This window comes from Streptomyces sp. SirexAA-E, assembly GCF_000177195.2.
Classification (GTDB): Bacteria; Actinomycetota; Actinomycetes; order Streptomycetales; family Streptomycetaceae; genus Streptomyces; species Streptomyces flavovirens.
This window is the reverse complement of the sequence record NC_015953.1, coordinates 3,957,858-3,972,737: the sequence shown is the minus strand read 5'-3', so window position 1 is coordinate 3,972,737 and position 14,880 is coordinate 3,957,858. Positions and strand designations below refer to the sequence as shown.

The following is a 14,880-nucleotide window of genomic DNA, read 5'->3' as shown; positions in this document are numbered from 1 at the left end:
CAAACGAGCCCGTACCTTCAGATACCCAACAGCGTGCCCGACCCGACCAACCCGTTCCCGTTTTCCACGCCGAAGCAGTACTAACGAAACCGTGCTCATCGTGCCGAATAGTCAACGTTCCACCCATGAGCTAACCACCGTCGAACATTTGCCGACGTAGTGGCCCTGGATTCCTTGCGGAACCTAGATGCTCCTTAGAAAGGAGGTGATCCAGCCGCACCTTCCGGTACGGCTACCTTGTTACGACTTCGTCCCAATCGCCAGTCCCACCTTCGACAGCTCCCTCCCACAAGGGGTTGGGCCACCGGCTTCGGGTGTTACCGACTTTCGTGACGTGACGGGCGGTGTGTACAAGGCCCGGGAACGTATTCACCGCAGCAATGCTGATCTGCGATTACTAGCAACTCCGACTTCATGGGGTCGAGTTGCAGACCCCAATCCGAACTGAGACCGGCTTTTTGAGATTCGCTCCGCCTCACGACTTCGCAGCTCATTGTACCGGCCATTGTAGCACGTGTGCAGCCCAAGACATAAGGGGCATGATGACTTGACGTCGTCCCCACCTTCCTCCGAGTTGACCCCGGCAGTCTCCTGTGAGTCCCCATCACCCCGAAGGGCATGCTGGCAACACAGAACAAGGGTTGCGCTCGTTGCGGGACTTAACCCAACATCTCACGACACGAGCTGACGACAGCCATGCACCACCTGTATACCGACCACAAGGGGGGCACCATCTCTGATGCTTTCCGGTATATGTCAAGCCTTGGTAAGGTTCTTCGCGTTGCGTCGAATTAAGCCACATGCTCCGCTGCTTGTGCGGGCCCCCGTCAATTCCTTTGAGTTTTAGCCTTGCGGCCGTACTCCCCAGGCGGGGAACTTAATGCGTTAGCTGCGGCACCGACGACGTGGAATGTCGCCAACACCTAGTTCCCAACGTTTACGGCGTGGACTACCAGGGTATCTAATCCTGTTCGCTCCCCACGCTTTCGCTCCTCAGCGTCAGTAATGGCCCAGAGATCCGCCTTCGCCACCGGTGTTCCTCCTGATATCTGCGCATTTCACCGCTACACCAGGAATTCCGATCTCCCCTACCACACTCTAGCTAGCCCGTATCGAATGCAGACCCGGGGTTAAGCCCCGGGCTTTCACATCCGACGTGACAAGCCGCCTACGAGCTCTTTACGCCCAATAATTCCGGACAACGCTTGCGCCCTACGTATTACCGCGGCTGCTGGCACGTAGTTAGCCGGCGCTTCTTCTGCAGGTACCGTCACTTTCGCTTCTTCCCTGCTGAAAGAGGTTTACAACCCGAAGGCCGTCATCCCTCACGCGGCGTCGCTGCATCAGGCTTTCGCCCATTGTGCAATATTCCCCACTGCTGCCTCCCGTAGGAGTCTGGGCCGTGTCTCAGTCCCAGTGTGGCCGGTCGCCCTCTCAGGCCGGCTACCCGTCGTCGCCTTGGTAGGCCATCACCCCACCAACAAGCTGATAGGCCGCGGGCTCATCCTTCACCGCCGGAGCTTTTAACCCCGTCCCATGCGGGACAGAGTGTTATCCGGTATTAGACCCCGTTTCCAGGGCTTGTCCCAGAGTGAAGGGCAGATTGCCCACGTGTTACTCACCCGTTCGCCACTAATCCACCCCGAAGGGCTTCATCGTTCGACTTGCATGTGTTAAGCACGCCGCCAGCGTTCGTCCTGAGCCAGGATCAAACTCTCCGTGAATGTTTTCCCGTAATCGGGATGAACACCACGAGAGCGGAACGACCAGGTCGGAATAAGACCGGTCGTTCACAGCGTCCTCGCTGTGTTTCGCCTACCAGCACCCAAGGGCCTGGCAGGTCTTTTCAAAGGAACCACCAACCTGCCGAAGCAGGCCGGGGTATCAACATATCTGGCGTTGACTTTTGGCACGCTGTTGAGTTCTCAAGGAACGGACGCTTCCTTCGGTCCCGTTTCACCGGGGCCCTCCGGGCGCTTCCCTTCGTTCTTGCGTTTCCGACTCTATCAGACTCTTTCGTGTCCGATTCCCGGTCGAAGCGGGTTCCTGCTCGGCGGTTGATTCACCACCATGCTTTCCAGTTCTTCGCTTTCGCGTTTCCCTTTCCGGCGGTTCCGACTCTATCAGATCCTTTCGGGCCTGATTCCCAGTCAGCGGGCTTCGTCTTCCCGGCCGTTGGGCCGTTCCGACGCTCAAACTCTAGCGGATTCTCCCGGCGACTCATAATCGAGCCTTCGAATTGAATTCCGGCATGCCGAAATTCTCCCCGGTGGGAGATCGTGCTGAGTTTGTGTGCCGCATGAGCGGCGGGATCGTCGCCGCGAAGCCGTACCGGCTCCGTGACAACTCGAAGAACCTTACGGACCGGTCCGGGGCGTGTCAACCCCGTTCTTCCGCTCCCCGCTCTCAGTGTCCGCGGCCCCTCCCTGGCCGCTCCACAGCCCATCGGCGTCCGTCCGTGGGCGCGGCTCACCCGGCACGTCAGTCCAGGTCGGTGAGACGGCCGCCCGCGTCCGGCTGCTCGTGCTCCACTCGGCGCAACAGCCGGATCAGGACCTCGCCCAGGGCTCCGCGCTCCTGGTCCGAGAGGTCCTGGAGGAGGTCCCCCTCGAACGTGGTGGCCATCCGCATCGCCTCGAGCCACTTCGTGCGGCCCTCGTCCGTCACCTCGACGATGACGCGCACCCGGTTGTTCTCGTCCCTGTCCCGGGTGACCAGTCCTTCGCCCGCCATCCGGTCGATGCGGTGCGTCATCGCCGCCGGGGTGAGGCCCAGGCGCTTCGCGAGCTCGCCGGGCCCCAGGCGGTAGGGCTCTCCGGCCAGCACCAGGGTCTTCAGGACCTCCCACTCGGCGTTGCTGATGCCGAGGTCGGCGAGCTGTCTGCCGTACGCGACGTTCATCCGGCGGTTCAGCCGGCCGAGGGCGGAGACGATCTGCTCGACCTGGGGATCGAGGTCCCGGAACTCTCGCTGGTACGCGGCGATCTGCTCGTCGAGGCTCGGCTCCTGGAGCCCGGGCTGCTCGGGGGTGTCAGACATGGCGGGAGTATTGCACGCCTGCCCAGCCCATCTAAGTCCTTCGCTCTGAAGTGTTGAGCTTCGAACTTTAGTGGTAAAGTCTATTGGTCTGTGTTCTTCAAAGTTCTTCGATGTCTGAGGTAGGTGAGTGTTGACCAGGGAGATGGGCGCGGCGCTGCGGCGGATCCAGGTGGGGAGCGCGCTGAGTGCGTTCGGCCTCGGGTTCACCGTTCCGTATCTGTACGTCTACGTGGCGCAGGTGCGTGATCTCGGTGCCGGCACGGCGGGTGTCGTGCTGGCTGTCTTCGCCATGGCGGCTCTGGCCGTCCTGCCGTTCACCGGGCGGGCCATCGACCGGCGTGGCCCGCTGTCCGTGCTGGTGGTGGCCTCGGCCGCCGCGGCCGTCGGTGCCGTCGCGCTGGGTGTGTCGAGCGGAGTGGCCTCCGCGGTGCTCTCCGCCGCCGTCCTCGGAGCGGGTACCGCCGTGATGCAGCCGGCTCTCGCGACAATGCTGGTGCGGTGCTCGGACGCCACGACGCGCACCCGGGTCTTCGCCATGCAGTTCTTCCTGCAGAACCTGGGGCTCGGTATCGGTGGGCTGGTCGGAGGGCAGCTGGTCGACGTCGACCGGCCGTCGAGCTTCACCGTGCTCTTCCTGATCGAGGCGGCGATGTTCGTCGTGCTCGGTGTCGTCGCGGCCACCGTGCGCATGCCGCACACCCCCGCCGCCCCCGTCGTCGGCCGGGACGGCGGGGCCGCCCCGAAGGCCGGGCTGCGGGTCCTGCTCTCGCACCGGGCGATGGTGCAGCTGTGCGTGCTGGGCTTCGTGATCTTCTTCGCCTGCTACGGGCAGTTCGAGTCCGGTCTCGCGGCGTACGGCACCGAGGCCGCCGGGATCGCCCCGTCGACCCTGGGTGTCGCGCTGGCGGCCAACACGGCGGTCATCGTGCTGGCACAGTTCGTCGTCCTGCGTCTCGTGGAGCGCCGCCGGCGCAGCCGCGTCATCGCGTGGGTCGGTCTGATCTGGGCCTTCGCGTGGATCGTGGCCGGGTACGCGGGTCTCGGGCACGGCAGCCAGACCATGGCGACGGCCGCGATGATCTCGACGTACGCGCTGTTCGGGCTCGGTGAGTCCATGCTGTCCCCGACCGTGGCGCCGCTGGTCGCCGATCTGGCCCCGGAGGCCATGGTCGGCCAGTACAACTCGGCGTTCGCCCTGGTGAAGCAGCTGGCTCTGGCGGTCGGTCCGGCCGTGGGCGGCCCCATGGGGGCGTCGTTGCACGGGCCGTACATCGTGACCTTCGTGCTCTTCTCCCTGGGCATCACCGTGCTCGCGCTGAAGCTGGGACGACGGCTCACCGCCGTCCAGGACAACCCGTCCCTCGCGTCGGCGCCGTCCCGGGTGGTGGCCGTGTCCCTCCCGGAGGCCGTGTCCCTCCCGGAGAGCGAACAGGCCGCGGCCCCCGCCGCCGCCCACTGATCCACCCGGGCCAGGCGGGTCGCGCGGTTCAGGCCGGCAGGGCGAACTCGCACCAGACGGCTTTGCCGCCCCCGGGGGTGCGGCGGCTTCCCCAGGACGTGGCGATCGTCGCGACGATGGAGATGCCGCGGCCCGCCTCGTCCGCCGGTTCGGCCTGGCGCCGACGCGGAAGGTGCTCGTCGCCGTCGGTGACCTCGATGATCAGCCGCCGGTCGGTGCGTCGCAGTCCCAGACGCATGGGCGGGGTGCCGTGCTGGAGGGAGTTCGCCACGAGTTCGCTCGCGGCCAGCACCCCCAGGTCGCAGAGCTCCACGGGGAAGCGCCAGGAGGTCAGGACCCCGGTGGCGAATGCCCGGGCCCGGGGAGCCGCCTCGACACCGCCGAGGAGATCGAGCGAGGCGTTGTGGAAGAGCTCGGCGCTCGCTCCCGTGCGGGCGGGGTGCTGGACGACGAGCACCGCCACGTCGTCGTCGTGTTCCGCGGTCACGCCCAGCGAACGGATGAGCCGGTCGCAGACCACCTGGGGCGATCCGACCGCCCCGGACAGGGCACGCTCCAGGGCGGCGACCCCCTCGTCGATGTCCTCGCTGCGGCGCTCGACCAGACCGTCGGTGTACAGCACGGCCGTCGACCCGGGAGGCAGCGCGATCGTCCCGGAGGTGTGGACCCAGCCGCCGGTGCCCAGCGGCGGCCCGGGTGGCTCCTCGGCACGGTGGACCGTGCCGTCCTCGTCTCGGACGAGGACCGGGAGATGACCGGCGGAGGAATAGACGAGCTGCCCCTCGTTGGGGTCGTGGACGGCGTAGACGCAGGTGGCGATCTGGCTGGCGTCGATCTCGGCTGCGAGTACGTCCAGGAGCTGGAGCACCTCGTGGGGCGGCAGGTCGAGGCGCGCGTACGCGCGGACCGCGGTGCGCAGCTGGCCCATGACCGCGGCGGCGCGTACCCCGCGTCCCATCACGTCGCCGATGACCAGCGCGGTCCGTCCGGCGCCCAGGGTGATCACGTCGTACCAGTCGCCGCCGACGGCCGCGTCCGTACCACCCGGCTGGTAGGTCGCCGCGATCCGCAGGTCGTCGGGCTGTTCGAGGTCCTGGGGCAGCAGGGAGCGCTGGAGGGTGACGGCCGTGTCCCGGTGGCGGCGCTCGCTGGTGCGGAGCCGCTCCGCCGCTTCTGCGTGGTCGGTGACGTCGGTGGCGTAGACGAGCACGCCCGCCTCGCCGTCCGTCCCGTCCGGGTCGCCGACGGCCACGGGGGTGCAGGTGACCGTGTACGACTGGCCCGCCCGCACCTTGCGGGACTTGACCGTGCGGGGCGTGCCGCTGCGCAGGACCTGGCCCACGAGGGGCAGCAGGCTGAGCTCGGTGAGTTCCGGCATCGCCTCGGCGGCGGGCGCGCCGTGGGGTCGCTCGCCGAAGGCCGCCGTGTAGGCGTCGTTGACGTAGGTGATGCGCAGGTCGGGGCCGTGGAGCAGCGCGACCGGGGCGGGGAGACGGCCGAGGATCTCGCTCGCGGAGAGCGCTTCGAGCGGGGCGCCGGACGGATCCGGCGTGTCCGCCTGGGGGGTCGGACCGGACGCCGGCCGCGTCGACTCGGCGCGGGCGGCGGGCACGGAGCCCTGGTCGTCCCGTACGGCGGCTCGACGCTGTGTTCCGGGGAGGCGGGCGCTCCAGCGCGTGAAGTTCACGGAATTTCTGGCCTCGTGTGTCGGTCTGGTCCGCTCGGGCGAGCTGCTTCGTCTGCTGGGTCCTGAGCCGGTCCCTCGCCGGTGTCTCGCCGGGCCGGGGGCTCCGGGGCCGGATCCTCGGGAGAGGGGGGCCGGCCAGGCCACTTCGTCTTGTCGGTCGTCTGCGACGGTCACTGTAGGTGACTGCCTGCCGAGTCACTCTGTGCAGGTGCGGGCCCACCTATGGTCACACGCCCAGTGTGACCGACCGTACTGACAGTTGCCGTACGGCAGTCGGTCGAGCGGCTGAACTGCGGGCCTTCGATCCTCACAGAAATACGGCGGGACGGCGCGCCGCCCCGGGGCCGGATCAGCCGGACGCACCCGGGGGGCCGCCGTCCCCTTGGGTGCCGCCCCCGGGTTCTCCGTCCCCCGGGTGCGGGCGTTTCCGCTCGGCCCCGGGCTGGGCCGGAAAGGGGTGGCCGCCCGCCGCGAGCGCGAACTCGGCGCGCGGGTGTTCGAGCGAGCCGAGGGAGACGATCTCGCGCTTGAAGAGCCCGGCCAGGGTCCATTCGGCGAGCACCCGCGCCTTCCGGTTGAACGTCGGCACCCGGCTGAGGTGGTACACGCGGTGCATCAGCCAGGCCGGATATCCCTTGATCTTGCGCCCGTACACATGGGCCACACCCTTGTGCAGTCCCAGGGACGCGACGGACCCGACGGTGGCGTGCCGGTAGTCCATGGGCGGCCGCCCGTCGAGTACGGCTAGGACGTTGTCCGCGAGGACCTTGGCCTGGCGTACCGCGTGCTGGGCGTTCGGCGCGGTCTCGGCGCCCTTCTCGGGCGAGGTGAGATCCGGCACGGACGCCGCGTCTCCGGCCGCCCAGGCGTGCTCGGTGCCCTCGACGGCCAGCGCGGCGGTGCAGCGCAGCCGGCCGCGCTCCGTGAGCGGCAGGCCGGAAGCGGCAAGGATCGGCGCGGGGTTGACCCCGGCGGTCCACACGAGCGTGCGTGTCGGGAAGCGCGAGCCGTCGCTGAGAACGGCGATCCGGTCCTCGCAGCTGTCCAGCCGGGTGTCGAGACGGACATCGATGTTGCGTCCCCGCAGCTCCCGGACGGCGTATCCGCCGAGGTCCTCGCCGACCTCGGGGAGGATGCGCCCGGTGGCCTCGACGAGGATCCACCGCAGGTCCTCGGGTTTGATGTTGTGGTAGTACCGCGAGGTGTAGCGGGCCATGTCCTCCAGCTCGGCCAGTGCCTCGACGCCCGCGTAACCGCCCCCGACGAAGACGAAGGTGAGGGCGGCGTCGCGAAGGGCGGGGTCGCGGGTGGCGGAGGCGATGTCCATCTGCTCGATCACGTGGTTGCGCAGGCCGATGGCCTCCTCGACCGTCTTGAAGCCGATGCCGAAGTCGGCCAGGCCCGGCACCGGAAGGGTCCGGGAGACCGATCCGGGTGCGAGGACGAGCTCGTCGTACGGGATGTGGACGGCACCGGTGCCGTCCTCACCGGTGGCCGGGGTCGTGACGGTCGCGGTGCGCTCGGCGTGGTCGATCCGCCGGACCTCGCCGATGACGACCCGGCACAGGCGCAGGACCCGGCGGAGCGGCACGACGACGTGGCGCGGCGAGATCGAACCGGCCGCCGCCTCCGGGAGGAACGGCTGATACGTCATATAGGGCTCGGGGGTGACCACCACGATCTCGGCCTCGCCGCTCCGCAGTCTCTGCCGGAGCTTGTGCTGGAGACGCAGCGCCGTGTACATCCCGACGTAGCCGCCACCGACGACGAGAACACGTACGGCCGGCCGGGTGCCGGGGGCCGTCCCCCGGGAATCTGGAGCCATCACCATCCCATGACGCAACGGAGTCCGGTGTTTGTCCACAGGCCCGGCAATTTGTGTGACCGGAGCTCTTCGCTCATCCGCCGAGACGCGCCCGGCGCACGGCCCCCCTGCCATGCAGGTCAGGCATAGCGGAAGCGACCGGCGAGCCGGGTCGAATCGGGGTCCAACCGGTCCTTGCTCCGATCGGGGGGCGCTCCGTGCGGAACCAACCTCTTCTGAATTGAGTCGGGCTCAACTATGTTCGTACCCCGTCGGGGTGTCGGTTTCGGAGCATGACCCGCACAACGACTGACACGGCGGGGAAGTCTCCGGGGGGAGACGTCATAACCGGGGGAAGTTATGCACATTCAGGATCTGCATGGGCAGAGCGCTGTCGCCACCTCTCCGGAGGTTCATGGGCGATTGGGCGCGGTAGCGGTGGTCGGCGCGGCGGCGGTGGCGGCGCCCGGCGGAGTCGGGCCGCGCTCGGCGCCGCTCCGCGTGGACGCACAGCGCAATCTGGAACACGTCCTGCGCGCCGCGCGCGAGGTGTTCGGTGAGCTGGGGTACGGCGCGCCGATGGAGGACGTGGCACGCCGGGCCAGGGTCGGGGTCGGCACGGTGTACCGGCGGTTCCCCAGCAAGGACGTCCTGGTGCGCCGGATAGCCGAGGAGGAGACCGCCCGGCTGACCGACCAGGCGCGGTCGGCGCTGGGGCAGGAGGAGGAGCCGTGGTCGGCGCTCTCCCGGTTCCTGCGGACGTCGGTGGCCTCCGGCGCGGGGCGGCTGCTGCCGCCGCACGTCCTGCGGGTCGGCGCCGCCCAGGACGAGCCCGCCGCGATACCGGCCGAGGACGAGCAGCGGGTTCCGCACCAGCGTCAGGGGGTGGCGCAGTCCGAGCCCCGGACGGTCTCCTCGCTGTCCGCCGAGGGGGAGCCCGACGACGCGGGCGCGTCCGAGTTGCTGGAGGTGGTGGGCCGACTGGTCGACCGGGCACGCGAGTCGGGTGAGCTGCGGCGTGATGTGACGGTGGCCGACGTGCTGTTGGTCATCGCCACGGCGGCTCCGGCGCTGCCGGACCCCGCCCATCAGGCGGCCGCCTCCGCCCGGTTGCTGGACATCCTGCTGGAGGGGCTCCGCTCCCGTCCCGTGTGAGCACACGTCGGCCCGGCCCGAAGGGGGAATGATCCCCGATGGGGTGACGTCGCGCGGCCTGTGTACGGGAAGTCACCCCGGACGAGTGGTTGCCTTCGCCGGGGGCCGGTGGCGGTGAGGGCCTGTGGCACGCTTGCCCGAGAGTTCGGGTCCGAGGGTGCAGACGGGGGCTTCCGCTATGAGCGGTGACGCGCAGCAGGACGAGCCGTCCGCCGCTGCCACGGGCGGAGGGGCGGAGACCGACGGGCCGTCGGCCGGCCCGGTGCCTGAGCAGAGTGGGCCGGCCTCGTCGGCCGGCCGCCCGGGGAGCCGACCCGGCGGGCCTGCCGGTGCGTCTGCCGGAGGCGGGTCCTCGGGCGGGGGCACCGTTCTTCCCGGGCCCTGGTCGGCACCCGCCGAGGAAGCGGCGCCCGGCGGTCCGGGGCCGGAGCGCGGTGTGGGGCCGGAGCGCGGTGTGGGGCCGGAGCGCGGTGTGGGGCCGGAGCGCGGTGTGGCGTTCGCCGTGCCCGTGCAGCGCGAGGGCCGCGGTGGCGGCTCCGCCGATCTCGGGGCCTCCGACGCGCAGTTGCTCCAGAGGATGCGTACCGGTGACGACCGGGCGTACGAGGAGCTGTTCCGCCGCCACTCGGGGGCCGTACGCCGCTACGCCCGGACCTGCTGCCGGGACGCGCACACCGCCGACGACCTGACGGCCGAGGTCTTCGCCAGGACCTTGCAGGCCGTGCGCGGCGGCAAGGGGCCCCAGGAGGCGGTCCGCGCCTACCTCATGACGGCGGTCCGGCACGTCGCCGCGGCCTGGACGAAGAGCGCCCGGCGGGAGCAGCTGGTCGACGACTTCGCCGTGTTCGCGGCGCAGGCCACCCGCGCGGCGGAGCTGTCGGAGACCGACACCGTCGAACTGGGCGCCGACGTGCGGGCGATGCACGAGGCGGACCGGTCGATGGCCATGCAGGCGTTCCGCAGTCTGCCCGAGCGCTGGCAGGCGGTGCTGTGGCACACCACGGTGGAGGAGGAGTCGCCGAGCGAGGTAGCCCCGCTGTTCGGTCTGACGGCCAACGCCACGGCGGTGCTGGCGGTCAGGGCCCGCGAGGGGCTCAAGCAGGCCTATCTGCAGGCACACGTGAGTCAGGCCCTCACGGCGGGCGGCGACTGCGCCCGGTACGCCGACCGGCTGGGTGCCCATGCCCGGGGCGGTCTGCGCACCCGGGCGGAACGCGGGCTGCGCAAGCATCTGGAGGAGTGTGCGAAGTGCCGGATCGCCGCCGGTGAGCTGGAGAGCGTGAACGCCGGTATCCCGGCACTGCTCCCGGTCGCCGTCATCGGCTGGTTCGCCGCCGGTTACGCCCTGAAGGCGGCGGGCGTCGTGGCCGGCGGGGCGGTCGGCGCCGCGGGCGCCGGCGCGGCAGCGGCGGCGACGGGCGGCGGGTCCTCTTCGGGGGGCGCCGCCGGCGGGGCCGCCGCCGAGGGGCTCGGCGCGCCGGCGAAGGCCGGGATCGCCGCGGCGGTGGCCGTGGCGGCCGCCGCCGGGCTCGTCTGGGCCCTGGTCGGCGGCGACGGACCGGCCCCGGAGCCGGAGCCGGTGGCGAAGCCCCCGGTGGCGGCCCCGGCCGTACCGTCGCCCGCTCCCCCGCCGGCGTCCGAGCCGGCCCCTCCGGCGCCTCCCGCGCCCGTGGCGCCCTCGCCCGCCCCGACGCGTGCACCCCGGCCCGAACCCACCCCGACCCCGGCTCCGCAGCCCCCGGCCGCGAAGCCCGCGCCCGAGCCCACGCGGGAGCGGCCCGAGCCCGCCCCGACGCCGTCACCGACCCCCACGCCCACCCCGGCTCCCGAGCCGCCCGAGGTCTACCAGGTCAACGAGTTGCCGTACTCCGTCGCCGGGGACCACACCGCTCCGGAGATCGTGCTGAGCGAGACCCGTGGCGCGGTCTGGCAGCGCACGGGGCTGTCGATAGGCGGCACGGCGTACGCGCACGGGGTGACCGTCCAGCCGCACTCGTCGGTCACCATCCGGCTCAACCGTCCGTGCACGCGCTACGAGGCGTCGGTCGGCGTCGACGACCTGGCGAAGGGGAGCGACGCGGCGCCGTTCCCGGTGAGTTTCCCGGTGCGGTTCTCCGTATGGGGCGGTGACGGGTCACGGCTCTGGGTGTCGCCCGTGATGCGGGGCGGGGACGCCGCGGTGCCGATGGGTGTCGCCGTCGGCGGCCAGGAGACGATCCGGCTCGTCGTGGAGCCGGCGGGGAGTTTCGGCGGGGTGTCGCCGGCCGACTGGGCGCAGTCGCGGATCAGCTGCCGCTGAGCTCTCCGGTGGCGTCGGCGAGGAACGCCACGACGTCCGCCGGGGTCATCGCCTGTCCCGCGGCCCACTCGGCCGCGTACAGCACCGGGCCGAGGCGGTCACGCACGAGTTCCAGCGCGGCCGCGACCTCGCCCTCCTCCACCGCGGTCCGGGGGCCCCGCTCCCGCCAGCCCTCGGCGGCCGCGAGGACCCGGGCCGCTGCGGCGTGGTTCCCCGCCCGGGACAGGGTGATGCCCGCCGCCTCGGCCGGCTGCGCGGTGAAGACCTCCGCGCAGCCGGCCGCGACGGCCGTGCCCAGGGCCTCGGTCATCCCGCGCAGCCCCGCCACGGGCCCGCCGGACGGTTCGAGGACGGTGACGCGTGCCGACAGGCCGGTGACCGCAGAGGTGAACTGCGGCGGCCGACTGCCGTAGACCTGGGCGTCGCCCGCCCGGTCGACGAAGCGCCGCGCCTCGGGGAGATCACCGGCGGCCAGGGCGACCGAGGCCCGCAGGAAGTCGATGTACGCGCGGGCGTCGTACACCTGCTGCCGCTCGGCCGCCGCCTCCGCCTCGTCCAGACCCGCGCGGGCGGTGTCGAGGTCGCCGGTGCGGTGGGCGAGTTCGGCGAGGCGCGCGATCAGGAACGGTTCCTCCGCGTGGGCACCGATCTCGCGGGCCAGCTCGAGCGCCTCCGCGTAGGCGGCCCGCGACTCCTCGTACCGTCCGCGTGTCATTCCCGCCTCGGCGGCGGCGCTCGCCACCTGGGCGCGCAGATAGCGGTCGCCGATCCGGCGGCCGAGCACGCGCAGTTCGGCGAGGTCCTCGTCGACGCCGTCCATCCCCCGGGGCGTGTCCACCAGCATGTGGGTACGGAACATCAGGATGACGGCGTACTCCCAGTCGCCGCCGTGGGCCCGCGCGTTGCCGACGGCCGCGTCGAAGTGCGCGCGGACGTCGGGGATGTCCTCACGGCGCATGTAACCGGTCAGCGGCCAGAGGACTCCGGGGAAACGCGCGGCCTGCGGTCCGCCCCGGACACGGAAGTCCTCGGTCACCCGGCTCACCAGGGACTGGAGCTCCTCGTCCCCGTGGATGTCGTCGACCGGGTTGCTCTCCGCCGCGAGGAAGAACCGCAGCATGTGCAGGTGCCTCCGCGGCCAGTGCAGCGGGTCATCGGGGTCCTCCGGGTCATCGCCCAGTGCGGCCGCGCGGTCGGCCCAGCCCAGGCCCTCGGACCGCAGGTTGCGCAGCCACCAGAACCAGCCCATGGCGAGCACCAGCCGCACGGCTTCCGGTTCGTCGGGGGCGGTGACGACCGTGCGGTGCAGGGCCGCCCGGATGTTGTCGAGGTCCGCCTCCAGCCGCCGGATCCAGCTCAGCTGGTCCGCGGAGCGGAGCAGCGGGTCCGCCTTCCGCGCGAGCGCGCCGAAGTGGGCGGTGTGGGCGGCGGCCGCGTCCGCGAGCAGCCGCGGTGTCTCGGCGGCGCGTTCGGCGGCGTACTCCTGGATGGTCTCCAGGAGGCGGTACCGCATCTCGCCGGTGTCGGCCGGGGTGGCGACGACGAGTGACTTGTCGACGAGCGCGCCGAGCAGCACGGCGGTGTCGGGACCCGCCGTCACCGCCTCGGCGGCGGTGAGGTCCCAGCCGCCCGCGAAGACGGACACCTGGCGCAGGACGGTGCGTTCGTCCTCCTCCAGCAGGTCCCAGGACCAGTCCACGACCGCCCGCAGGGTCTGCTGGCGGGGCAGTACGGTGCGGCTTCCGCTGGTCAGCAAACGGAATCGGTCGTCGAGGCGGTCGGCTATCTGGCGCGGGGTGAGCAGCCGGAGCCGGGCGGCGGCGAGTTCGATGGCGAGCGGCAGCCCGTCGAGGCGGCGGCAGATCTCGGCCACGGCCCCCCGGGCCCCGTCGGCCTCCGTCGACCATTCGAAGTCGGGCCGTACGGCGCGGGCCCGCTCCGCGAAGAGGCGGTGTGCGGGATCGGGCGGCAGGGGCCCCACGGGGCGCACGGCCTCGCCGGGGACGCCGAGGGGTTCGCGGCTGGTGGCGAGGACGCGCAGCCCCGGGCAGTGGGTGAGCAGGGTCTCCGCGAGGGTCGCGGCCGCCTCGACGACGTGTTCGCAGTTGTCGAGCAGGAGGAGGAACGGCCGCGTGCGGGACCGGTGGGCGAGGTGCTCGACCAGGCGGCCGGTGGGGTCGTCGGGCGCGGCGGTCCCGTCGCGGGTGGTGTCCCGCAGCAGGGCCGTCTCGCGCAGGCCGAGCGCGGTGAGCACCGCCCCGGGTACGGCGGCGGGGTCGTCGAGCGGGGCGAGTTCGGCGATCCAGGCGCCCTGCCCCGCCGCGGCCTCCTCGGCCAGCCGGGTCTTCCCGGAGCCGCCGGGCCCGGTGAGGGTGACCAGCCGGGCGCGGGTCAGGTCGGCGCGGATGTCCCGGAGCTCGTCCGCGCGGCCGACGAAGGAGGTGAGCCGGGGGCGGATGTTGCCCTCGTACGCCGGCTCCGGGGCGGCGGGGGCCGCCGGGCCGGCACCGGGGTGCCCCGGACGCGTCCCGGAGGCCCGGTCGCCGGGACTCGGCGGACGGCCCGGGGCCGCGTAAGCGTCGCCGGGGCCCGGTCCCGTCGGCGGACCGGGAACGGGCCGTACGGTCGCGGCCCGCCCGTAACCCTCCGGCGGGCCGGTCTGCCGGGGCGGGTCGGGGTCGAGGAGTTCCCTGTGGAGCGCGGTGAGTTCCGGGCCCGGGTCGGCCCCCAGGCCGTCGGCGAGCGCCCGCCGGGCCTCCTCGTACGCGAGGAGGGCGTCCGCCTGCCGGCCTTCGGCGCGGAGCACCCGGACGAGCTGCGCGTGCAGGGGCTCGTCGTAGGGGTGGGCCGTCGTGAGCCCCCTCAGCTCGGGTACGAGGCCCGTCAGCGCGCCGCGCCGGAAGTCGGCCTCCACGCGCTGCCGGACAGCGGTGAGCCGGTGGGCCCTGGCCCGCACCGCGTAGGCACGCTCGGCTCCGGGGAGGTCGGCGAGCGCGGGGCCGCGCCACAGGGCGAGGGCCGTGCGCAGGGTGCGGGCGGCGGACTCGGCGTCCCCCGAGGCGAGTTCCGCCCCTCCCCGGCGGGCGAGCCGCTCGAAGACGTACAGGTCGATGTCGTCCGGCCCCGCGTCCAGCCGGTAGCCGGCCGGGGCACCCGGGACCGCCTCTTTCCCCAGGACGCGGCGCAGTCGGCCCACGAGGGCCTGCAGGGCGGCCGTGGCGTCGTGCGGCCGGTCGCCGTCCCACACGTCCTCGACGAGCGCGGCGACGTCGGCCGGACGGCCGGCCCGTAGGGCCAGGGCCGTGAGGAGGGCGCGCAACCGGGGGCCGCCGACGGGCAGCGGGCCGCCGTTCTCGTCTCGCGCCTCGGTGACGCCCAGGATCAGGTACCGCACCCGGCCATTGTGTCCCGCCCGCGGTACGCCGGGTGCCGGGCGG

Annotated in this window: 7 protein-coding genes and 1 rRNA gene; 3 read left to right on the top strand and 5 right to left on the bottom strand. The window is 71.8% G+C overall.

Annotated features, from left to right (window positions below; translation table 11 throughout):
• Positions 1 to 198: 198 nt before the first annotated feature.
• Both SACTE_RS17670 and SACTE_RS17665 read right to left on the bottom strand, forming a co-directional pair.
• Positions 199 to 1,724, bottom strand: a 16S ribosomal RNA gene (locus SACTE_RS17670).
• A gap of 757 nt (positions 1,725 to 2,481) precedes the next feature.
• Positions 2,482 to 3,039, bottom strand: coding sequence for a MarR family transcriptional regulator (locus SACTE_RS17665; RefSeq protein WP_014047382.1), 558 nt, complete (start codon positions 3,037 to 3,039; stop codon positions 2,482 to 2,484).
• A 142-nt stretch (positions 3,040 to 3,181) separates the two neighbouring features.
• On the opposite strand from SACTE_RS17665, the gene SACTE_RS17660 reads away from it, so the two are divergent.
• Positions 3,182 to 4,498, top strand: coding sequence for an MFS transporter (locus SACTE_RS17660; RefSeq protein WP_019992420.1), 1,317 nt, complete (start codon positions 3,182 to 3,184; stop codon positions 4,496 to 4,498).
• Positions 4,499 to 4,526: 28 nt separating this feature from the next.
• Here SACTE_RS17660 and SACTE_RS17655 read toward each other — a convergent pair whose 3' ends face one another.
• Both SACTE_RS17655 and SACTE_RS17650 read right to left on the bottom strand, forming a co-directional pair.
• Positions 4,527 to 6,185 carry a SpoIIE family protein phosphatase gene (locus SACTE_RS17655; RefSeq protein ID WP_014047380.1) on the bottom strand — a complete coding sequence of 553 codons (1,659 nt, stop codon included), beginning with the start codon at positions 6,183 to 6,185 and terminating at the stop codon, positions 4,527 to 4,529.
• A gap of 349 nt (positions 6,186 to 6,534) precedes the next feature.
• A complete protein-coding gene (locus SACTE_RS17650; protein WP_014047379.1) occupies positions 6,535 to 8,010 on the bottom strand; it encodes an NAD(P)/FAD-dependent oxidoreductase in 1,476 nt (491 codons plus the stop codon).
• Positions 8,011 to 8,349: 339 nt separating this feature from the next.
• On the opposite strand from SACTE_RS17650, the gene SACTE_RS17645 reads away from it, so the two are divergent.
• Together SACTE_RS17645 and SACTE_RS17640 are read left to right on the top strand one after the other, a co-directional pair.
• Positions 8,350 to 9,144 carry a TetR/AcrR family transcriptional regulator gene (locus tag SACTE_RS17645; protein WP_014047378.1) on the top strand — a complete coding sequence of 265 codons (795 nt, stop codon included), beginning with the start codon at positions 8,350 to 8,352 and terminating at the stop codon, positions 9,142 to 9,144.
• A gap of 178 nt (positions 9,145 to 9,322) precedes the next feature.
• Positions 9,323 to 11,443: a sigma-70 family RNA polymerase sigma factor gene (locus tag SACTE_RS17640; protein WP_026358947.1), complete on the top strand. Its 2,121-nt coding sequence runs from the start codon at positions 9,323 to 9,325 to the stop codon at positions 11,441 to 11,443.
• On the opposite strand, the gene SACTE_RS17635 is transcribed toward SACTE_RS17640, so the two are convergent.
• Positions 11,430 to 14,837 carry a BTAD domain-containing putative transcriptional regulator gene (locus tag SACTE_RS17635; protein WP_014047376.1) on the bottom strand — a complete coding sequence of 1,136 codons (3,408 nt, stop codon included), beginning with the start codon at positions 14,835 to 14,837 and terminating at the stop codon, positions 11,430 to 11,432. The two genes, SACTE_RS17640 and SACTE_RS17635, sit on opposite strands and share 14 nt — an antisense overlap.
• Between the last annotated feature and the right edge of the window lie 43 nt (positions 14,838 to 14,880).

Coding starts and splice junctions, on each gene's coding strand:
- SACTE_RS17650 (WP_014047379.1), bottom strand. CDS start 8,010: ATGGCTCCAGATTCCCGGGGGACGGCCCCCGGCACCCGGCCGGCCGTA.
- SACTE_RS17665 (WP_014047382.1), bottom strand. CDS start 3,039: ATGTCTGACACCCCCGAGCAGCCCGGGCTCCAGGAGCCGAGCCTCGAC.
- SACTE_RS17660 (WP_019992420.1), top strand. CDS start 3,182: ATGGGCGCGGCGCTGCGGCGGATCCAGGTGGGGAGCGCGCTGAGTGCG.
- SACTE_RS17645 (WP_014047378.1), top strand. CDS start 8,350: ATGCACATTCAGGATCTGCATGGGCAGAGCGCTGTCGCCACCTCTCCG.
- SACTE_RS17640 (WP_026358947.1), top strand. CDS start 9,323: ATGAGCGGTGACGCGCAGCAGGACGAGCCGTCCGCCGCTGCCACGGGC.